This is a genomic window from Paraherbaspirillum soli (genome assembly GCF_042654985.1).
GTDB classification, from domain to species: Bacteria; Pseudomonadota; Gammaproteobacteria; order Burkholderiales; family Burkholderiaceae_D; genus Paraherbaspirillum; species Paraherbaspirillum soli.
This window is the reverse complement of record NZ_JBHSMT010000006.1, coordinates 16,459-37,365: the sequence shown is the minus strand read 5'-3', so window position 1 is coordinate 37,365 and position 20,907 is coordinate 16,459. Positions and strand designations below refer to the sequence as shown.

General features: G+C 55.7%; 20 protein-coding genes. 10 read left to right on the top strand and 10 right to left on the bottom strand.

The annotated features are described in order from the left end of the window. Nucleotides 1–30: 30 nt before the first annotated feature. Nucleotides 31–1,266, bottom strand: coding sequence for a sterol desaturase family protein (locus tag ACFPM8_RS02385; protein ID WP_378994585.1), 1,236 nt, complete (start codon nucleotides 1,264–1,266; stop codon nucleotides 31–33). Nucleotides 1,267–1,535: 269 nt separating this feature from the next. Here ACFPM8_RS02385 and ACFPM8_RS02380 point away from each other — a divergent pair, with 269 nt between their 5' ends. Beyond that, nucleotides 1,536–3,137, top strand: coding sequence for an ABC-F family ATPase (locus tag ACFPM8_RS02380; RefSeq protein ID WP_378994583.1), 1,602 nt, complete (start codon nucleotides 1,536–1,538; stop codon nucleotides 3,135–3,137). Between the two features lie 198 nt (nucleotides 3,138–3,335). Here the strand turns inward: ACFPM8_RS02380 and ACFPM8_RS02375 are convergent, their stop codons facing one another. Further along, nucleotides 3,336–3,878: a hypothetical protein gene (locus ACFPM8_RS02375; protein ID WP_378994581.1), complete on the bottom strand. Its 543-nt coding sequence runs from the start codon at nucleotides 3,876–3,878 to the stop codon at nucleotides 3,336–3,338. A gap of 200 nt (nucleotides 3,879–4,078) precedes the next feature. On the opposite strand from ACFPM8_RS02375, the gene nadA reads away from it, so the two are divergent. From nadA to ACFPM8_RS02360, 3 genes are all read left to right on the top strand, one after another. After that, nucleotides 4,079–5,218, top strand: coding sequence for a quinolinate synthase NadA (gene nadA / locus ACFPM8_RS02370; protein WP_378994579.1), 1,140 nt, complete (start codon nucleotides 4,079–4,081; stop codon nucleotides 5,216–5,218). Next, nucleotides 5,215–6,102, top strand: coding sequence for a carboxylating nicotinate-nucleotide diphosphorylase (gene nadC, locus ACFPM8_RS02365; protein ID WP_378994577.1), 888 nt, complete (start codon nucleotides 5,215–5,217; stop codon nucleotides 6,100–6,102). The genes nadA and nadC overlap by 4 nt, the downstream gene beginning before the upstream one ends. 151 nt (nucleotides 6,103–6,253) lie before the next feature. After that, a complete protein-coding gene (locus tag ACFPM8_RS02360; protein WP_378994575.1) occupies nucleotides 6,254–7,153 on the top strand; it encodes a polysaccharide deacetylase family protein in 900 nt (299 codons plus the stop codon). Nucleotides 7,154–7,428: 275 nt separating this feature from the next. Here ACFPM8_RS02360 and nadB read toward each other — a convergent pair whose 3' ends face one another. From nadB to ACFPM8_RS02345, 3 genes are all read right to left on the bottom strand, one after another. Further along, the gene (gene nadB, locus ACFPM8_RS02355) at nucleotides 7,429–9,030 is read right to left on the bottom strand and encodes an L-aspartate oxidase (protein WP_378994573.1); all 1,602 of its coding nucleotides are present in this window, start codon (nucleotides 9,028–9,030) and stop codon (nucleotides 7,429–7,431) included. 76 nt (nucleotides 9,031–9,106) lie between these two features. Beyond that, nucleotides 9,107–10,318, bottom strand: coding sequence for a formate-dependent phosphoribosylglycinamide formyltransferase (gene purT, locus ACFPM8_RS02350; RefSeq protein WP_378994572.1), 1,212 nt, complete (start codon nucleotides 10,316–10,318; stop codon nucleotides 9,107–9,109). 276 nt (nucleotides 10,319–10,594) lie between these two features. After that, nucleotides 10,595–12,259: an MFS transporter gene (locus ACFPM8_RS02345; protein WP_378994643.1), complete on the bottom strand. Its 1,665-nt coding sequence runs from the start codon at nucleotides 12,257–12,259 to the stop codon at nucleotides 10,595–10,597. A 370-nt stretch (nucleotides 12,260–12,629) separates the two neighbouring features. On the opposite strand from ACFPM8_RS02345, the gene ACFPM8_RS02340 reads away from it, so the two are divergent. Beyond that, entirely contained in the window at nucleotides 12,630–13,169 is a 540-nt protein-coding gene (locus tag ACFPM8_RS02340; protein WP_378994570.1) for an SOS response-associated peptidase, read from the top strand. Between the two features lie 74 nt (nucleotides 13,170–13,243). Here the strand turns inward: ACFPM8_RS02340 and ACFPM8_RS02335 are convergent, their stop codons facing one another. From ACFPM8_RS02335 to ACFPM8_RS02320, 4 genes are all read right to left on the bottom strand, one after another. Beyond that, nucleotides 13,244–13,807, bottom strand: coding sequence for a ParB N-terminal domain-containing protein (locus tag ACFPM8_RS02335; RefSeq protein WP_378994568.1), 564 nt, complete (start codon nucleotides 13,805–13,807; stop codon nucleotides 13,244–13,246). Nucleotides 13,808–14,781: 974 nt separating this feature from the next. Then, on the bottom strand, nucleotides 14,782–15,366 hold the full coding sequence (locus ACFPM8_RS02330; protein ID WP_378994566.1) for a MepB family protein: 585 nt from the start codon (nucleotides 15,364–15,366) through the stop codon (nucleotides 14,782–14,784). Between the two features lie 167 nt (nucleotides 15,367–15,533). Further along, nucleotides 15,534–16,862 (bottom strand): extracellular catalytic domain type 1 short-chain-length polyhydroxyalkanoate depolymerase, encoded by a 1,329-nt coding sequence (locus tag ACFPM8_RS02325; RefSeq protein ID WP_378994564.1) that lies wholly within the window; start codon nucleotides 16,860–16,862, stop codon nucleotides 15,534–15,536. Between the two features lie 65 nt (nucleotides 16,863–16,927). Continuing rightward, nucleotides 16,928–17,374 (bottom strand): CopG family transcriptional regulator, encoded by a 447-nt coding sequence (locus tag ACFPM8_RS02320; RefSeq protein ID WP_378994561.1) that lies wholly within the window; start codon nucleotides 17,372–17,374, stop codon nucleotides 16,928–16,930. Between the two features lie 638 nt (nucleotides 17,375–18,012). On the opposite strand from ACFPM8_RS02320, the gene ACFPM8_RS02315 reads away from it, so the two are divergent. Together ACFPM8_RS02315 and ACFPM8_RS02310 are read left to right on the top strand one after the other, a co-directional pair. Continuing rightward, on the top strand, nucleotides 18,013–18,195 hold the full coding sequence (locus ACFPM8_RS02315; RefSeq protein WP_378994559.1) for a CsbD family protein: 183 nt from the start codon (nucleotides 18,013–18,015) through the stop codon (nucleotides 18,193–18,195). Next, nucleotides 18,158–18,472 (top strand): hypothetical protein, encoded by a 315-nt coding sequence (locus tag ACFPM8_RS02310; protein WP_378994557.1) that lies wholly within the window; start codon nucleotides 18,158–18,160, stop codon nucleotides 18,470–18,472. Before ACFPM8_RS02315 ends, ACFPM8_RS02310 begins: the two co-directional genes overlap by 38 nt. A gap of 31 nt (nucleotides 18,473–18,503) precedes the next feature. On the opposite strand, the gene ACFPM8_RS02305 is transcribed toward ACFPM8_RS02310, so the two are convergent. Then, a complete protein-coding gene (locus tag ACFPM8_RS02305; protein ID WP_378994555.1) occupies nucleotides 18,504–18,725 on the bottom strand; it encodes a hypothetical protein in 222 nt (73 codons plus the stop codon). 302 nt (nucleotides 18,726–19,027) lie between these two features. Between ACFPM8_RS02305 and ACFPM8_RS02300 the strand changes: the two genes are divergently transcribed. From ACFPM8_RS02300 to ACFPM8_RS02290, 3 genes are all read left to right on the top strand, one after another. Further along, a complete protein-coding gene (locus tag ACFPM8_RS02300; RefSeq protein WP_378994553.1) occupies nucleotides 19,028–19,345 on the top strand; it encodes a hypothetical protein in 318 nt (105 codons plus the stop codon). A gap of 46 nt (nucleotides 19,346–19,391) precedes the next feature. Then, complete coding sequence (locus tag ACFPM8_RS02295) at nucleotides 19,392–19,835, top strand: hypothetical protein (protein WP_378994551.1); 444 nt, start codon at nucleotides 19,392–19,394, stop codon at nucleotides 19,833–19,835. 639 nt (nucleotides 19,836–20,474) lie between these two features. After that, nucleotides 20,475–20,897: a hypothetical protein gene (locus ACFPM8_RS02290; protein ID WP_378994549.1), complete on the top strand. Its 423-nt coding sequence runs from the start codon at nucleotides 20,475–20,477 to the stop codon at nucleotides 20,895–20,897. The last annotated feature ends 10 nt before the right edge of the window (nucleotides 20,898–20,907 follow it).

The window sequence follows — 20,907 nt, the reverse complement described above, 5'->3', positions numbered from 1 at the left end:
GCGAGAGGCGCGTCCCTTGATCGATTAATTTCAGCAATTTTCCCTATGCTCCCGGCCGTGCTCGTCAGTCCAGCGCCCCGACCAGAGGAAGGGGAAAACCTGCTGCGCCCAGAAGCCTTGCGGTACGTAGTCTCCAAGCACGCCATACGCATTCGGCCAGATTTTATTTTTATCGGCTTTCACTGCAGTGCCGAACAAATAATCCAAAAATGCAAAATGGGCCGCGTAGCAACGGTCCAGCCCTTCCGCATCTCGGCTATGGTGCCAATGATGAAAATTCGGGGTAACGATGAGGTAACGCAAAGGCCCCAGGCGCACAGAGGCATTCGTGTGATTAAAGACGGCCTGCACCCCTGCTATCAATATGTAGAAATTAATCACATTTTGCGAAAACCCCAATAAAAAAGCAGGAGCCAGGATCACCACCGTGGACAGCACAGTTTCAATCCCATGGGTGCGGCTGCCCGATATCCAATCCATATCTTCCGCACTGTGGTGGATCGCGTGCAGGCGCCAGCCGATAGCGGTCTCGTGATAGAAGCGATGCAGCCAATAACGGGCAAGGTCGGTAATCAGCATCAGCAGCAACAGCGCCCAGCCGAACGGCAATTGTTGAATCCAGCCGCGCACCGAGTCTTGTGCAATCGGGGCGATAGAAGTGGCTGTATTGGTGATTCCGTAAAGAACGGCGTAGACCAGGAACAATGTCAGGCCTACCAGCAGATGCCCGGTCGCAAAGTAGGCGAAATCCGTTTGCCAGTATTTGCGGAAAACAGGCATCTCCAGCTTTAAAGGCTTGATTTTTTCTATCGTCGTAAACAGCAAGGTAGTCGCCAGCAAGTCGAAAATCAGCCAGTCGACTCCCAGGTAAGGTATGTGCGTAGGTATCTCTCCGGCCGACAACCAGCTGCGGCCGGCAAGACTTGCGCCTACCCAGGAAATGAGCAGGGCAACGGATAGCCATAGCAGCGCCCAACTGGAAAGTCTGCGAACGCGGTTAAAGACAATATTGAAAATGGCAATGGCGCCGCACGTCACCATGGCGGCCAGCAGCGCCACACGCATGGCGTCAAAGCTGACAAATTCGCGCACCTTGGGTGTTGTCAGGTAATTCGGGAATTGAAACATCAGCACCCCGAGCAAACAAAAATTCGCCAGAAATAGCGCAATCATGCCGCTGACCATGCCTTTTCCAGCGCGCAAAGGGCCATGTGACATTGCCAGGGCTATGCCTTTTTGTACTTCGCTATCGATGATGTTTTTCATGAATTGAATGCTTTGATTGGCTTGTGCATCCGTGCCCGATGCCGGATAAAGCGCCTCGCTCCGGCTGGTGATATCGCTGCTTTGTGAAAGTTGCTAAAAAGATATAGTTGCATTGTAGCATTCGGATGCCGGATTTTAGTGAAATTGAGCAACATGCTGTTGTAACTCATTGTTTTATATAGGCGCATACAGTGCTCAAATGTGGATGCTGTATAATGCCGCCACATTACATAACCCCATGATTCAATTAAGAAAAGACGCAATTTAAGATGCTTTCTACCGCAAATATCACGATGCAGTTCGGCCCCAAGCCGCTGTTTGAAAACATTTCCGTCAAATTCGGCGACGGTAATCGTTATGGCCTGATCGGCGCTAACGGTTGTGGCAAGTCCACCTTCATGAAGATTTTGGGCGGCGATCTTGAAGCGTCGGGCGGCAACGTGATGCTCGATCCCAATGAGCGCCTGGGTAAGTTGCGTCAGGATCAATTTGCGTTTGAAGAAATGCGGGTGCTGGATGTGGTGATGATGGGCCACACCGAGATGTGGGCGGCGATGTCCGAGCGCGATGCGATTTATGCCAATCCGGACGCCACCGACGACGATTACATGAAGGCCGCCGACCTGGAAGCCAGGTTTGCCGAATACGACGGTTACACCGCGGAAGCGCGCGCCGGCGAATTGCTGCTCGGCGTCGGCGTTGCGATGGAACAGCATCAGGGGCCGATGAGCAACGTCGCGCCGGGCTGGAAGCTGCGCGTGCTGCTGGCGCAGGCGCTATTTTCCAATCCGGATATCCTGCTGCTCGACGAGCCGACCAATAACCTCGATATCAATACCATCCGTTGGCTGGAAGATGTACTGAATCAGCGCAACTCGACCATGATCATCATTTCCCATGATCGTCACTTCCTGAATCAGGTGTGCACCCACATGGCCGACATGGATTACGGCACCTTGAAGGTGTATCCGGGCAATTACGACGACTACATGCTGGCTTCATCGCAAGCGCGCGCCCAGCAGCTGTCGGCCAATGCCAAGGCCAAGGATAAAGTCGCCGAACTGCAGGATTTCGTGCGCCGTTTCTCGGCCAACAAATCGAAAGCGCGTCAGGCCACCTCGCGCGCCAAGCAAATCGAAAAAATCAAGGTCGAGGATGTCAAGCCATCCAGCCGCGCCAATCCGTTTGTGCGCTTCGACGGCGAGAAAAAGCTGCACCGCCTGGCGGTGGAAGTGCAGGGCGCCAGCAAGACTTACGACCGTCCGATCTTCAAGAATTTCAGCATCATGGTGGAAGCCGGCGAGAAAATCGCCATCATCGGCGCCAACGGTGCCGGTAAAACCACGCTGTTGCGCTGCATCGGCGGCACCGATATCAGCGGCCTGGCAGCCGATAGCGGCATGGTCAAGTGGGCGGAAAACGCCAACGTCGGCTACATGCCGCAAGATCCGACCGAAGATTTCGCGACCGATAAGACATTGACCGATTGGATGGGGCAATGGACGCAAGAAGGCGACGACGACCAGGCCGTGCGTTCCAGCCTGGGGCGTTTGCTGTTCAGCGGCGATGACGTCAAGAAGTCGGTAAAAGTATTGTCCGGCGGCGAGAAGGGCCGCATGATGTACGGCAAATTGATGCTGGGGCGGCATAACGTGCTGTTACTGGATGAGCCGACCAACCACATGGATATGGAATCGATCGAGTCGCTCAATATCGCGCTGGAGAAGTACGCCGGCACTCTGATCTTCGTATCGCATGACCGTGAATTCGTATCGTCGCTGGCAACCCGGGTGCTGGAGGTCAAGGAAAATGAAGTGGTCGACTTCCAGGGCTCGTATGAAGACTACCTGAGCAGCCAGGGCATCGAATAAATCCTTACGGATGTAGATGTAAAAACGCGGCCGGGATTTCCCGGCCGCGTTTTTTTATGGAAGGGCACCTCGAAAAACCGTAGCGAGCGGCCCAAGGTCGGGTCGAGAAGCGCAGCCGTACGGAGGTACGGTGAGCATCACAGGCCCGAGATTGGGCCGCGCAGTAGATTTCTCGAGGTGCCCTGAAGCCGCATCGGGCTATCTTTGTGTACTTGAAGAAGGTGTTTTTTCGCCCAGGAACAGCAACTGATCAAGCCGGCCGCGCATGCTGCGAGCGATTTCGTCGCCCTTGGCTTTGTGTACCGCTTCCAGGTAAGCTTGCCGCAGTTCACGAAAATCTTCGATTGAGCTGGCGCGTTCCACCTTCAATTGCAAACTGTATCCGCGCAAACCGATCATGTTCTTGATGGTGTCGTTATAGAAATGGTAGATCGCCTCGAATTGGGTTTGTCCTGGCGGCAAAACCGGCTCGCTGGAAGGCGGCGGCGGTGCGTTTGATGAGGGGCTTGCCGGCATTGCCGCAGTGTTGCTGCGGTCGGCGCTGACCTGTATCAGGCCGGCTTGTCGCAACTCATCCAGATGTTCGGGGCCAAGGCCGAGTCCGGCGACTTTCTTTAACAACTCGTCATCGCTGGTTTTGCCGTCGACCAGTAACAGTAGCGTGCGCAGGCGCGGAGCCAAGGCTTGATCGCGGGTTTTGATCTGATCGCGACCGAGGTCGGTTTTATCAAAAATAATCATGATCCCCTCATATGACTTCTATTGAATTTTTGTTAAAGATATTACGGGAGATCATGACGGCTGGCAATATTTAATGGTCCGGTGCTTGGGGCCTGTTAATAATCAATTCACACTCACAAATTGATTGTTAACAGGCCCCATTGGTAGATAGCGGTAGAATTGCGCTCTTACCGAACCACGTTCAATCATTCATCGTCACCATGCAAACCCAAGCCATCAAAACCGTTGAATTCGAACGGCCGCAAATGGAGCTAGGCAGCAGTTGCACCGCACATGCCTGGGCTCGCGTCCCCGCCACACCGTCGCCAGAACAGAAGACCGCTCTCAAGGAACGCATCAAGCGCTTGTTGAAAGAACAGCAAGCGGTGCTGGTCGCCCACTATTACGTCGATGCCGATCTGCAGGATCTGGCGGAAGAAACCGGCGGCTGCGTCTCCGATTCGCTGGAAATGGCGCGCTTCGGGCGCGATCATCCGGCCCAGACGCTGGTAGTTGCTGGCGTCAAATTCATGGGCGAAACGTCCAAGATCCTGAGCCCGCACAAGCGCGTGCTGATGCCCGATCTGGACGCTACCTGTTCGCTCGATCTGGGCTGTCCGGCTGACGAGTTTGCGGCCTTTTGCGACGCTCATCCGGATCGCACCGTGGTGGTGTACGCCAACACCAGCGCCGCCGTCAAAGCGCGCGCCGACTGGATGGTGACATCCTCGATCGGGCTGGATATCGTGGCCCATCTGCACGCGCAGGGCAAAAAGATCCTGTGGGCGCCGGACAAGCATCTGGGTGGGTATATACAAAAGAAAACCGGTGCCGACATGTTGCTGTGGCAGGGTTCCTGCTTGGTGCATGACGAGTTCAAGGGTATCGAACTGGAATTGCTGCGCCGCCAGCATCCGCGCGCCAAGATCCTGGTCCATCCGGAATCGCCGGAAGCGGTGGTGGCGCAGGCCGATGTGGTCGGCTCAACCACCCAGTTGATCGCTGCCGCACAGACGCTGGATGCCGATGAATTTATCGTCGCCACCGACAACGGCATTTTGCACAAGATGAAAATGGCGGCGCCCGGCAAGCGCTTCATCGACGCCCCGACCGCCGGCAATAGCGCCACGTGCAAGAGCTGCGCGCATTGTCCGTGGATGGCGATGAATGGTTTGCAGAACCTGGCCGATGTGCTGGAATCCGGCCGCAACCAGATTCACGTCGATGCCGATATCAGCCGCAAGGCCGTGCTCTGCATCGATCGCATGCTCGATTTCGCCGCACAACGCAAAGCCAACGTTCGTCCATCCAGCGATCTGGCGCAAGAACAAAAACTGTTTTCAGGAATTGGCCCCGCATGAGCAACGCCACACCTCTCGCCAGCAATTTAAAGAACCGCTTCGCACCGTTTGACGCGGCGCTGCAAGCCGCCTTCGACAACAATATCCGTACCGCGATTGCCGAAGACGTCGGCAGCGGCGATGTGACCGGCAAGCTGGTGCCGGCTGACGGCATGGTCCAGGCGCGCGTGATCGTGCGCGAGGCGGCGGTCCTGTGCGGTGCGCCCTGGTTCGACGCCGTGATGCTGCAACTCGATGCCCGCATCCGCATCGACTGGCATTACGCCGAAGGCGATCTGATGATCGCCGACAGCGCCGTCTGCACCATCGAAGCACCGGCCCGCGCCTTGCTGACGGCAGAACGCAGCGCCCTGAATTTCCTGCAACTGCTGTCCGGCGTGGCTACCGCAACCCGCCACTATGTGAACGTCATCGCCGGCACCCGTGCGCATATTCTCGACACCCGCAAAACCTTGCCCGGCTTGCGCCTGGCGCAAAAATACGCGGTCCGCGTCGGCGGCGGCCAGAACCAGCGGCTGGCGCTGTACGACGGCATCCTGATCAAGGAAAACCACATCGCCGCCGCCGGCGGCATCACCGCTGCGATGCGTGCTGCACAAAACCTGGATGCCGGCGTCACGATCCAGGTCGAGGTGGAAAGTCTGGTGCAGCTGGAGGAAGCGCTGGCGGCCGGTGCGAGTTCGGTGTTGCTCGACAACTTTAGCCTGGCTGCAATGCGCGATGCGGTTAATTTGACCGCTGGCCGGGCGCTGCTGGAAGCTTCCGGCGGCATCAATATGGAAACCGTGCGGGCGATTGCCGAAACCGGCGTCGACCGGATTTCCATCGGCAGCCTGACCAAGGATATTCGGGCCACCGATTATTCGTTGCGGATCGTTGAGTGATCGTTAAGCAAGTAGCAAGTAGGGCGGAAAAGCGTAGCGTCTTCCGCCGTGTTGGATCCATCAAACGCATACGGCACATCCAAAACGGCGGATAACGCTGCGCTCATCCGCCCTACACCGTCGCAGATTTTGAGCAGCCTCTTAGAGCAACATGAAACAGATCGTCAGTTGGTTATCCGCGCTTGGCATCGCCGTCAGCATCTTTGGCTGCGCCAGCGCACCTGCGCCGATGACACCCCTGATGGCAGAGCACCTGCGCTCGCAGCCGCCGATCCGTTTCCTGCTGACTTTCGATGACGGCCCGAGCGCCTCCAGGTTTGCCAATCCTACCCAGTCGATTCTCGATGATCTGGCTCACAACCCGGTGCAATCCGGGATCAAATCGATTTTTTTTGTGCAGACTCATGCCAGCGGCGGCGGCGGGACCGAACTCGGCCGAAAAATCATGCAGCGTGAAAACGATGAGGGGCATCTGCTGGGGTTTCACACAGCCACGCCGCATCATGCCAATCATCGCTTTCTCAGCTCTGAGGAATTGGAGCAATCGCTGACCGACGGCGTGGCCGATATTAAAGCCATCACAGGTGCGGCGCCGACCCTGGTGCGGCCGCCATTCTGGAATTACGACCAGCGGACATTTGCCGCGTATCGGCAACACGGCCTGCATATTTTGCTGACCGATTTGAGCGCCAACGACGGCAAGACCTGGGGCATCACTTTCAGCCCGAGAAGGCGTTCCAACCTGGTCCGCCAATTATCCGAACTGCGCGAACACATCGCGGCCGGCGAGCGGCCGGCGGTCAATGCCTGCATTCCGGTGGTGGTGACTTTTCACGATGTCAATCGTTATACCGCCCGCCATATGCAGGAATACCTGCAGATCCTGGTCGATAGCGCGCGCGAGGTCGGCCTGGCGACCAGCGCCAAGCCTTTCTACGATGAGCGCTCGGAATTGCAGCGCGCTGCGATGGCCAGTACCGTCGCCCGTAGCGATCAGCCGGTCCATTTGCCCGGGGTATGGAATTGGATATGGAATGCCAATAAACCCTGAAAGCAAGTAGGGCGGAAAAGCGTAGCGTCTTCCGCCGTTTTGGATGTATCGAGCGCAGGCGGCACATCCATCGGCGGATAGCGCTGCGCTCATCCGCCCTACAAATGCTAATTCGTCCTGTTCGCCGGTCGACCTTCGCGTAGGGCGGAAAAGCGCAGCGCCTTCCGCCGTGTTGGGTGCGTCAAACGCATGTGGTACATCCAACGGCGGATAACGCTGCGCTCATCCGCCCTACAGGCCGTTGGAGATTTCTACCGGCAACGCTGCTGATCGCTTCAACGCCGTTGCGGCGTCAATACTGTTGGCAGAGCTTTGGCCAGCGTCTCCGGATAATCCTGGCTGAAATGCAGGCCGCGGCTTTCGTGGCGCGACAGTGCGCTTTCGACGATCAGCGAAGCGACTTGCACCAGGTTGCGCAGTTCCAGCAAGTCGCGGCTGATGCGGAAGTGGGCGTAGTACTCGTCGATTTCTTCCTTGAGCAGCCTGAGCCGGTGTTGCGCCCGTTCCAGCCGCTTGTTGGTGCGCACGATGCCGACGTAATTCCACATGAAGCGGCGCAGCTCATCCCAGTTGTGGGAAATCACGACTTCCTCGTCGGCGTCGGTCACGCGGCTCTCGTCCCAGGCGGGCAGGGCGGTGCTTTTCGGCGCCGGTTGCTGCGCGATGTATTTGGCGGCGGCGCGGCCGATGACGACGCATTCCAGCAGCGAGTTGCTGGCCAGCCGATTGGCGCCATGCAAGCCGGTGTAGGCGGTTTCGCCGACCGCGTACAGGCCGGGCAGGTCGGTGCGGCCGTTGAGGTCGGTGACGATGCCGCCGCAGGTGAAGTGGACCGCCGGAACCACCGGGATCGGCTGCTTGGTGATGTCGATCCCGAGTTCCAGGCAGCGGGCGTAGATGGTCGGGAAATGTTCTTTCAAAAATTCCGGCGACTTGTGGGTGATGTCCAGGTTGACGTAATCGAGGCCGCGTTTTTTCATCTCGAAGTCGATGGCGCGTGCCACCACGTCGCGCGGCGCCAGTTCGGCCCGTGCGTCGTGCGCCGGCATGAAGCGCAGGCCGGCATCGGCGCCTTCGGTATCGGGCAATTTGAGCAGGCCGCCTTCGCCGCGTATCGCTTCGGTGATCAGGAACGACTTGGCGTAGGGGTGGTACAGGCAGGTTGGATGGAACTGGATGAACTCCATATTGGCGACCCGGCAACCGGCGCGCCAGGCCATCGCAATGCCGTCGCCGGTGGCGCTGTCGGGATTGGTGGTGTACAGGTAGACCTTGCCGGCGCCGCCGGTGGCCAGCACGGTATGGCTGGCGGCTACGGTTAGCACTTTGCCGGTCTTGACGTTCTTGGCATACAAGCCGAGGCAATGCGGCGCGGCATCGTTGGCGCCGATTTTCTTGGAGGTGATCAGGTCGATCGCGTAATGATCTTCGAGCAGCGTGATGTTGGGATGGGCCCGGACTTTTTGTTCCAGCGTGACCTGCACCGCATGGCCGGTGGCATCGGCGGCATGGATGATGCGGCGCTGGCTATGACCGCCTTCGCGGGTCAGGTGAAAGCCCAGCTCGGCGCTGGCATCCGGGGTGAACGGCACGCCTTGTTCAATCAGCCATTCGATCGCGGCACGGCCGTTTTCAACGATGAAGCGGGTCGCGCTTTCGTCGCACAAACCGGCGCCGGCGATCAAGGTGTCGTTGATGTGCTGCTCGTGACTGTCGCCGGAGTCGAGCACGGCGGCGATCCCGCCCTGGGCCCAGTTGCTGGCGCCGTCGAGCAGCGCGCGTTTGGAGATGACTGCTACTTTATTGTTTTCAGCAAGATGCAGCGCGACCGACAGGCCGGCCAGTCCGCTGCCGATAATGGCGACATCGAATTTCATGGCGAATTGTGAGTTGTTGGTGTTTCTGATGATAAGTACCCTGCGGCGGCATTGATGCCGCCGCAGAGCGATGTCCTTAGCTGACGATCACCGGCTTTACTTTGGCCGCCGCCTGTTTGGCCCGGATCCGAGCATCGTCGATATCGTTGGCGGTGGCCAGCGCGACTCCCATGCGGCGGCGCTTGAACGACTCGGGTTTGCCGAACAGACGGATATCGACGCCGGGAATGCGCATGGCGTCGGCCACGCCCTCAAAGGCAATGCCCGGGGCATCGTGCTGACCGTAAATCACGGCCGAAGCAGCCGGGTTGCGCAGCGCCACGTTGACCGGCAAGCCGAGGATTGCCTTGGCGTGCAATTCAAATTCGCTTTGGTGCTGGCTGGCCATGGTGACCATGCCGGTGTCGTGCGGCCGTGGGCTGACTTCAGAGAACCAGACCATGTCGTTCTTGACGAACAGCTCAACCCCGAACAGCCCGAGGCCGCCCAGGTTGTCGGTGACCTTTTTAGCGATCTCGCGCGCCTTGCTCAAGGCTAGCGGGTGCATCGGATGCGGCTGCCAGGATTCGACGTAATCGCCTTGCACCTGGATATGGCCGATCGGTTCGCAGAAATGGGTCGCGATGCTGCCGTCCGCTTCCCGCGCACGCACTGTCAGCAGCGTAATTTCATAGTCGAAGTCGATGAAGCCTTCGACGATCACGCGGCCGGCATTGACCCGGCTGCCGTTGGCGGCATAGGCCCATGCGTCCTCAATGTCGGCGGCGCTGTCGAGCTTGGACTGGCCTTTGCCGGAGGACGACATGACCGGCTTGACCACGCACGGGAAGCCGACTTCGGAACAGCCGGTTTTCAGTTCGTCCAGGTTGTTGGCGAAGCGGTAGGGCGAGGTCGGCAGGCCCAGGGTTTCGCCGGCCAGGCGGCGGATGCCTTCGCGGTTCATGGTCAGCCAGGCGGCGCGGGCGGTCGGGATGACGCTGACTTTGCCGGCTTCTTCCAGCGCGACCAGGGTTTCGGTGGCGATGGCTTCGATTTCCGGCACCACCAGATCCGGCTTTTCCCGTTCGATCAATGCTTCCAGTGCGGCGCCGTTGGTCATGTCGATTACATGCGAACGATGCGCGACTTGCTGGCCGGGCGCGTTCGGGTAGCGGTCAACGGCGATCACTTCCACCCCGAGCCGTTGCAGCGAGATGATGACTTCTTTGCCGAGCTCGCCGGAGCCGAGCAGCATGACTTTGATGGCGGATGGGGAAAGCGGGGTACCGAGTCTGATGGGTGTCTTCATAGTGGGGCAGGAGTTGCGACCGATGACGGCTCGCAATAATCGTTAGTGGATGGGCTGGATGATGAGTTGAAAACAAATTGCTATTTATTTGTCAATAATCGGGTGGTCTAACCCTACGAGCGACCGACAATAGCAAATATTGTTGCTCATGCACAGTTGCCAAAACAAAAAAACCGCCAGAAATGATCTGGCGGCTTTCTTTTTCGATGGCTGCTCAGGCGTAGCCGTAAGCATATGCCATTTATAAGTGCCCTGCTCCGTATATGGAACAGGGCGCTAGCGCTCGGTCTGGTAAATGTCGTAATCCTTGGTTTCCCTGACAAACAGCATGCCGATGATGAAGGTGGCGACCGCGATCACGATCGGGTACCACAGGCCGAAATAAATATCGCCCTTGAAAGCCACCAAGGCAAACGCGGTGGTCGGCAGCAAGCCGCCGAACCAGCCGTTGCCGATGTGGTAAGGCAAGGACATCGAGGTGTAGCGGATACGGGTCGGGAACATTTCAACCAGCATCGCCGCAATCGGGCCGTACACCATGGTCACGTAGATCACCAGGATGAACAGTAGCAGCAGCACCATCGGCTTATTGATTTGATCCGGATTGGCCTTGGTCGGATAGCCGGCAGCCTTGATGTCGCCCGCCAGTTCCGCGGAGAACGCCTTGTCCTTGGCAGCGGCTTCTTCTTTTGATAGACCGTTGGCGTCATACGACGTCAGGACTTTGTCGCCGATCTTGACGGTGGCCACCGAACCTGGTGCGCTCTCCACGTTTTCATAGTTGACCGATGCGGCCGATAGTTTGGCTTTGACGATGTCGCAGGAGGAGGTGAACTTCTTGGTGCCGGTCGGATTGAACTGGAACTGGCAAGTGGCGGGGTCGGCGGTGACGATCACCGGAGCATTTTTCAGTGCCGCTTCCAATGCCGGATTGGCATAGTGGGTCAGGCCGGAAAAGATCGGGAAATAGGTCACTGCGGCAATCAGGCAGCCGGCCATGATGATGGGCTTGCGGCCGATTTTGTCGGACAGCGTGCCGAAGATCACGAAGAACGGCGTCGCCAGCACCAGCGCCAATGCGATCAGGATGTTGGCGGTGGACAGATCGACCTTGAGCGACTGGGTCAGGAAGAACAGCGCGTAGAACTGGCCGGTGTACCAGACCACCGCTTGGCCGGCGGTCAGGCCCAGCAGCGCCAGGATCACCAGTTTCAGGTTTTTCCATTGGGCGAAGGCTTCGGTCAACGGTGCTTTGGAAGTTTTGCCTTCCGCCTTCATTCTGGCAAATGCCGGCGATTCGCTCATCGACAGCCGGATCCAGACCGAGACCCCGAGCAGGATCACCGACACCAGGAACGGAATGCGCCAGCCCCAGACGGCAAACGCTTCTTCGCCGATCGCGGTGCGCACCCCCAGGATCACCAGCAAGGACAGGAACAGGCCCAAGGTGGCGGTGGTTTGAATCCACGATGTGAAGGCTCCGCGTTTGTGGTCCGGCGCGTGTTCTGCGACATAGGTGGCGGCACCCCCGTATTCGCCGCCTAGAGCCAGGCCTTGCAGGATGCGCAGCGAGATCAGGATGACCGGCGCGGCCAGCCCGATCGATGCGTAATTGGGCAGGATGCCGACAATGAAAGTCGATGTACCCATGATCACGATGGTGACCAGGAAGGTGTATTTGCGGCCTATCATGTCGCCCAGGCGGCCAAACACCAAGGCCCCGAACGGCCGCACGATAAAGCCGGCGGCAAATGCCAGCAAGGCAAAAATGAACGCGGTATTGGGATCGGTTCCGGCAAAGAACTGCTTGGCGATAATTGCCGCCAGCGAGCCGTACAGATAGAAGTCATACCACTCGAATATGGTGCCTAGCGACGACGCAAAAATAACCTTGCGTTCCTCGGGCGTAAGACCGCGTCCGGCCGGTTGTGCTGTCGCCATGCTTGGTTGGATGGTCGCCATGTTGTCTCCTCGTTATTGGGCACCTCTAAAAACCTACTGCGCGACTCAATCTCGGGGCTGCGATGCTCGCTGTACCTCCGTACAGCTGTGCTTCTCGCCCCGACCTTGAGCCGCTCGCTACGGTTTTTAGAGGTGCCCTATTTATATCGGTGGGCAAATTCGCTTTGCCCCCTTTGTACTGGAGTGGAGTGTGCGACGGAAACCTTACGCGGGACTTGCTTGAAACTTACGTCAAGCTGACGGGAGAATTGATCGTAATTCGTCGTGTCACACTGTTATTTCGTCCGAATAAAGACTTGAACAGAACAATAGAGACTTGAATGGGAGGCACGGCCCAAACAATAAAGTCTTGAATAGGAAGAATCGTTTCGATAATGTACCGTGGGGCTACCACCCGCAATGGGCGGTCGAGCGAAAAATCCCGATGATGATTAATGCCCATATCGAGAAAGCGGCCACCGGTCCGATGTTTCGCGGCATGTTCAAGTCGGGCCGCGCGATCGTGCCGGCCGACGGTTGGTTCGAGTGGACGGGCGACAAAGGCCGTAAGCAGCCCTGGTACATCAAGCTGAAATCCGACGAGCCAGTATTCATGGCGGCGATTACCGACTTCCGGCCAGGCAAGGAAATGCACGAAGGTTCCGGTTTCGTGATTGTCACGGCTGCGGCCGAGGGCGGCATGGTTGACGTGCATGACCGGCAGCCGGTGGTATTGGCGCCGGAAGATGCACTACTTTGGATGGATCCGGATTTATCCGCGGATCAAGCCGAACAGATCGCTCGGCAAATGGCGCTTGGCGCGGATGACTTCGAGTGGTTCAAGGTATCAACAGAAGTCAATAAAGCCGGCCACAGCGACCCACATATGATTGAACCGTTGGAAACATAAGTTATTCCTTCGATGGATACTCGTGCTCCCTCTGGGGGGGCATAAATGAATCACGTTCTACGAACGTGGTTCATTTACGCCCCAAATATGTCAGCTACCTGTCTGGCAATTTCGTTATCGTGTACGGGAATTGTCTTTAGCTCTAACTCATGTGCAGCAGTAAGTCGATGCCGGCCATCTAAAGTTCGAATCTTAGTCTGTCCACCTTCGTCCTCAAACGATTGTAAAATTATCGGCTTGACAGATTCCTTGTTGTTTTGCAATTGTTCTTTGTGATAATCAACACTATCACGTCTAATATTGTCATTTTTTTGTGATGATTGCCAATTGTTATAAATTGTCTTGACACTCATCTGAATAGGAGGTGCAGACGATTTACTCTCGGATATTTTTGCCGTTTCTTCCACTTCGGATGCGGAATCCTCTCCCGAGTCTGCCTTGAACTCTGTTTGTTGTCGAGCCATAGCAGCCATCGCTCTTGCTCGCGCCGCTGCCGCTTTAGCTTTGGCGTCCGCAGGTTGTTCTGTTCGCGTTTGATTATTTAATTGACCAGACGAATCAGGAACTTTAGGGGAGGACTGTTCGTTACCGTGAACAGGCAATGGAGGGCTGGAGGAACCAATGTTAACTTTGTGCATAAAACCACTTTCAATAAATAAGTATGCAAATATTTAGGGGTAGGTGCTCGGCCGGAACGCTCATTACCGAATACCCTTGCCTCCTAAAATGTTATAAATTAGCCTATATCGGCTCCATATCCGCGGCGTGAAGATCATCGACATCGCCAACATGAGCGGCACAGTTGGAATTTTGCGCCGAAGGCATCAATCATCTGAGCGGTACAAATACTAAGCGGCGCGGCTGCAACGACAATCCGGCATGACGAACATACCGCCGATGGCGCATACTGGCCGACCGATTAAATTCAGCCACGCCCGTAACGTCGAATGTATCGGCCTGCTTGGCAGGCGTTACCGCATTGCTGGCAGTTGCTGCGGCAACATCCGCGTTCGGCCTCGAATTGAAATTGATAGGAATGGCAAACATACCCTTTATGTGGCGAATGACACGTAGATGGTTCCATCACTGCCCTGACTTGGATTTCAGGTCGGTTCAGTTTTGGCAAGGCATTCTTAACATACCAAGAGATTAGGCAGAAAGTGTTTGAGAGCCGGAAGTCCTGGCGGGTGGACTCGGATCATTGAACTGGACGTTCATCTCCATGACCCTGTGCCATGGGTCGTGCAACGTAATGCTCTGCAGGAGATGCTGCGTTTTTTAACGGGGGATTTCTGGACCATCAACGTTTTGCCCGGTGGCGAGTCGCTGCCTCAGTCCACCGCTCCTGCTACGTACGATGCTGACTGTGTATCGCTTTTATCGGGGGGCGTGGATAGCCTCTGCTCTTAGATCTCAGAGTGGAAAGGCTGATAAGCCGACGAGTCTATTCAAGAATATATTGTTTCAGTGTAAGCAAAACCGACCGGTTTTCCATGATGTTCAAGATTCCGAGTCGTGTTGCCTGCCCAATCCGGAATCGTAAGTCTTTGATTTAATTGGAGTGCCATTCAAGTCTTTATTCGGACGAAACAGCCACCGTAGAAGCAGTGCCTTACGCCTGGCTATAGAGCATGCGAGATCGAACGCAATCTACCGGCTCGTTTTGCGGTATTTGCAAAAAATACTTCAGTTGCCAACTTTGCGTTTTTTGGGCTTGCCGACTGGTCGTCCGATCCCACGGAGGATAAACCCGTATTGCGCGCTTCCCGCCGGCGCCATTCTTTGAAACGATATCCTGCTCGCATAGAACGGATTTCGGAAATACGAACTGTCCAAAATGATCGTCCTGGCGGACGCTGACAATGAAAAAATCGACCGGGTCCGACAGGTCGTAAGGCTGGATCGGGCCGGTCCCGATTCTTTTCCATAGAGTCACGAATTGTCCGACCTTGGTTGGCGTGATTTTGGCGACGCGAAACCTGATGGCGCTGCCATTTAATTCGAAGACATAAGCGCCATATTCGGCGCTTTCCGCTTCCATTCGTGGTTCCGAACATTCGAAGCCGCCAGGGTAATAAACAAGATCCCTGGAGGCTAGAAGGTCGCTATGAATGTTTGAGTTTTGCATCTTTGCGTTCCTCGGGTGTAAGACCGCGCCCGGCTGGTTGTGCTGTCGCCATGCTTGGTTGGTCGCCATTGCCTGTCTCCTCGATTATTAATATCGGTGGGCAAATCCGCTTTGCCCCCTTTGTACTGGAGTGGAGTGTGCGAAGGAAACCTTACGCGGGACTTGCTTGAAACTTACGGGACGCTAACATTGGTTGACGTTCAAATTGGGATGCCCGGAGTGAGCGGGGGGCGTGCTCAAGGCGTCAGTGCTGTTCCGGAGCGATCCAAAGCAGGCTTCTTCACCTGGGTGTAGAAAAACCGGATCATCTCCCTGCTCGCGTCCGGACCTTTTGCATCGGTATAACTGCCGCGCTGGCTGCCGCCTGACCAGGCATGGGCGGCGCCATGGATCAGCCAATGTTCGGCAACGGCCTGTCCTTCGGCATTGTGGTGCGTGGTTTGGGTGTAGGCGTGTCCGTTTGGAATTTTGCCGCGCCGCACGCTTGGCGCGGGTTTCAGCGGCGTTGCCGCGGAGGCCGCGGGTGGGTCTTGATGGCGCAGCCTCTGGTGCGCGGTTTGCGGCGCGCTTTGCGCTATCACCTTTTCGCCATTGCGCGGATGGACCGTGGTATCACTATCGCCATGAAATACGATGATCGGGATCGCATTCAAGCGGGTGCTGGCGGCAGCCGACGATCCGTTGCGCGGCGGCTGGCCTGGTGCGCCATCTCTCATTGCCGCCAGTGCCGACGGCAAGTCATGCGCCGAGGCATAGGGCAAACCGGAATGGACGCCGACCGCCGCATACAGATCGGGATAGAGCGTCCCCATGACGACGGCCATGGCGCCGCCGGCCGACATGCCGGCAATATAGACCTGGCTGGTGTCGATATTCTGTGTGTCGATGATCTGGCGCGTGATGCCGGCGATGATCGAGGGCTCGCCCTGGTCGCGCTGCTGGTCGATGGCCTTGAACCAGTTCCAGCACTTGGAACTGTTGGCCGACTGTGCTTGTGCCGGATAGGCGACGAAGCATCGTTGTTCTTCGGCGATCGCGTTCATCCGGGTGCCGGCGGCAAAGTTGTCGGGATTTTGCGTACAGCCATGCAGCATTACCATCAATGGCAACGCCTGGCCGTGATGGCAGCTCGGAATATACAATTTGTAAGCGCGGCTGCCGGCCCGGTTGGAATAGGAAGCGGCGATAAAGCGGCCTGGGCTGCCGGCATCTGTTGCTACCTGTTGCGGTAGCTGGGGCCGCAACGATGGCGTCAGAAATTCGGGCGAGGCAAATTCTGGCTGAACAAATTGTCCGCCTTCAAGATGGGATGGAATGCCCAGCTGCGCCAATAATCCGGAGACAAAATCATTTTTCAGCGCGAGATTGCCGACCTCGGTCAGTTCTGTCTCTGGGACGGGATTGATATCGCGCAGCGGGCGCGGCTGGGGCGTGTCCCAGGCATCGTGGCCGACACCTTTTTGCAGCGCCTGCTGAATTGCGACAGTCGCTGCCATCGGCCCGCTTGTCAGAATTTTTTGCATGGCTTCGCGCATATTCGCGAACATTTTTTCATCGAATTTCATTGGGAACCATCCTTTCAATTGCCGCCGGAAGGTGCGGCCATCGGCGACCAAGGACAACTTTTCACCTAACGAATGCGTCCAGCCAGCGCGGCTTTAACTGCCGCAGTTGCATGTAATGCGCCCAGCACCGTCACGGAATCGATCGTCGCCAGCGCGAGTTCCGGGGATACATCGGTGGCTATGCTGGCCAAGCCCAATACCTGAATTTGCAAGCGCTGTCCTGCGGCTTGTACGGCCTCAAGATCGGCACGCGCATAGTGTTGCAAGCCGAGCACCAGACTCTTGCGCGCCACCGTTTGCATGACTACATCGGCATGGGTGCTCAACTGATTGCGAATCGCCGTGCGGATCAGGTCGGTACGATTGGAGTAAAAGCCCTCCTGTATCAATAAATCAATTTGCCCAAGATCAATTAATCCCAGATTAATGGTGATCTTCTCGCTTTCGCTGAGCTTGGGCCGAATTTCATGCACGCTCATATTGCCTCCATTTAGACTCCACAAGCCATCCATATACCATCTATATGGATGGTAGTTTAGCTTGGGTCGGATGATTGTCAAGAATGACGGCCGGTAAAACACAACGACGCTCAATGTCCGGCAACGAACAGATCCCGCTATAGGGGGTTAAAGAAACCCATGCGCGATGCCGCACATGGAAGTATTTTGCTCACTGGCGTTACCGCAATCGCGAGTTAAAGATGACGCTATGTGCGTCAGCGAACCGATCCCGCAAAAAATACGTCTTATAACATCACCTATTGAGAGGCGCGTTCCGCGAAATCCAATCCTCGGTTCCTACACTGCGGTCACTGTTTCGTTGATATCGGCATAGGGATCCCATCGTTAAGGTTTGGTCAAATCAACGAACCTCGAATCGTTTTCCTGTAGAACACCTGGCAAGTTCTCCGTCGTAAGACTGATTTATTACGCGCGCACTCAATGTTCAAAAGGAGAGTCGTCGTGGGTAAATATTTGTTGGGATGGATTTTGGGTGTACCGCTAGTGGTGTTGGTCGTGATCTATTTGTTCGTGCACTAGTCGATTACCTGTACGTACCAAGTTCCCAGATTTTTTGCAGTGCTGTTAAAAAATTCTCGTCGAGAAAAACAGCAGATTAGGTATGTCTATCAACTGAAGGAGATTCGATCATGAACAAAGACCAAGTCAAAGGCGTTTCCAAAGAAATCGCAGGCAAAATTCAAGAGGGCGCCGGGAAGCTGGTTGGAAGCAAAGAACAACAAGCGAAAGGCTTGCAAAAGCAAGTCGAGGGCAAAGTTGAGAAAACGCTTGGAGATGCAGAAGAAATCATCAAAGATGCTGCTGGCAAATGATAAGCCTGAATCGCATGAATGCATGTCTTGCAGAACGGATGCTGTTGATCCGTTGATCTGGACTGTCACGCAGACCCTATTCAAGCCGCTCAGCGCGGCTTCTTTTTTGCTGGCCCTCGCCTTCGTCGGCTTTGCAGTACATGTCGATAGATTCAATCCTCGAGCCAAAAATCGCCGACCGCGCTGGGCAGATCTGCTCAATCCAGCATCCACAGATGCTTATCGGATACCACGCCGACGATTGATTTTCTTCGTTCCAGGGGGCGATCGGTTGTAGTGGCTCGCAATCTGCACATTGCTGAGGGCGATTAATTCTTCTTGCTGCCAAAGAATAGGAGCGTGCCACCAATCGCTATCGCCCCGATGCCAATCCAAACTGGAACGTTGACCGTTTGCCTTTCCGTTACCGACAGGCTGAAAGGCCCAAGCGTGGCCTCACGGGTCTCCTTGGTGTAGCTGAAACCGCCATACACCAATCCCAGGATGCCGGCCACGATCAGTACGATCCCTGTAATCTTGACTGCGTACATTTGGACTCCTCTTGCTAACGAAAGTATTGGATACTCACATCGGACAGCATGCCAAGGAATGGCTAGTCATGTGAAGGGCTGCGCTGCGTACGCCGTCGACGCCTCATACCGCGTTGACGATGGCTGGTCCCGTACAAAGCGAGAGAGATCTCAACGCAGCAATTGAACTTTGTTCCTCTATGTGACGGCGCTCTGTGCGCTAACGAACGTACAGCTTCATTGCGGCATTCTGGATCGTGCATTGCTTCTGAATATGAAAACTCCCGCATCCCGCCCATGGCAATGGTCCTGCCATCGTCGTCATGACGACAAGCAATGATTTTCAATGTATGGGAAGGGCGACGTTTGTCAACGTATCTCCGTTAGCGATCGATTGCGGCATTGCTGCGTGCGATAGCGAACAGACGTCGGCAGGCGCGCGTTTTAAGCTTTTTTCAGCGACACAATTTTGGCATTGGAATCATTGCAATCATCATTATTCTGCTTCTAATTCTTGGACGGTCAAAAATTCCTCGGCTGCCTGCGATCCAAGCTGGTTGGCCAACGATGTTGACGGGATTTTGGGATCGCGCGGTGAAAGTTTTGTCGCTGGCCGCCGCCCGCCTGGAACTCAACATTGAAGCAGTCGGATATGAGCTACACGCGTGTATTCCCTAGGAGAACGAGATGAATGAACACTCTGAGTTGAGTGATTTGGCGGGTGCTTTGTTACGAGGTTTACAGGGGGCGCCGAAGAAGAATAAAGACTGCGTCAGAGTCGCCGAGTATGCAGCCACTATTTTTGGAATGTCGGTCCACTCTATGTCCCCAAAAATGTTTCATGAAAACGTTAACGACATCATGATTTTTTTCAAGGGCTTCGTTAAATTTTGCGGTTTGGCAGTCGGACTTTCTGACGAAGATTGCGTTGATGCATTCGAGGTATTTTTTGTCGAAATCACAGGTTTGCCTCATCAGGACGGAGCGATGACTTTCAGTGTTTTGGACAGGATGGCGAAAACGCCGGAAGGCATTACATTGATCAAAGCGGGGCAATTGGCGGCCTATGATTGCCAGGAAGGTCATGTTGATAAGGCAATAGCGGCACTGGACAAAGCACTCGGCATTTAAATACAGATTCACGCCTCGCGAAAAACCGGTAAGGCGATTTATGAAATGTCGTCGAAACCCTTGGGTAATTGCTGTCTCAAGAATGTGATCGATCTAAGACAAATCCTTAGGCTGGCGTCGAAATTTAACCAGCGCTCAGCAATGAGGCTTATTTTCGTTTGCCGCACGTTTTCCTATTGAACGATTCGGCAAATAGACCCCATGCTCCCACCGGGCGCTTGTATTTTTGTTTTTATTCTTTGCGGTCCATTTGCGCGATCTCGTGAAATTTTCCCTAGAAAATCTGTGATGCGATCATCTCAAAATGAGAAACAAAATAAGGATGAGGACAACGGTACCTATGCCGATATACATTTGAGTCTCCTGTCATGGTTAGCTTGGAGTAGATATCTAAACCCGAAAACTGGCGCCGGTCTGTGCGTTGGAAGACATAGGCGGCAGCTGTCCTACTCAGCGTGCTGGAGATTGACCTTGCGGCGAAGCATTCTTGCAATTTGAAAAATGGCTGCGCTCTAAAAGAGCGCGGCCATTTTCATTTCCAGACCTGTCCCGGCTACAACCGGATGCTGACAAAGTTCGATAGCGCACATACGGCAGGCATTTCGCTTGATAAATTTGGTTTTTAAATCGGAGGTCATCATGCCAATCAAGCAGATTCGTTTTGTTTCAGCATTCGCCAACGTCAGTCGCACAGCAGCCTGGTTGCCGGCGCTGACGTTTATCGTGTTCGGTACGGCCGCAACAGTGGCGATGGCTGCCGGCAATGTGCAAGACGCGAACGCGCGCTACCGGGCCGAAGTGGCCGTCTGCAATAGCGGTCAGTCGAACCAGGATCGCGCCACTTGCCTGCGGGAGGCAGGGGCTGCGCTGCAAGAGTCAAGAAGAGGGCGCCTCAATGACGGCCCGGCTGCGTATCAGCAAAATGCGTTGATTCGCTGCAATGCACTGCCGGCGGCCGACCAGGATGCGTGTCAGCGCCGCATCAACGGCGAAGGTACGACCAGCGGTAGCGTACTGGACGGTGGTCTGGGGCGAGAACTTGTCGTGCCGGATAAAAAATAATCGTTGCGAA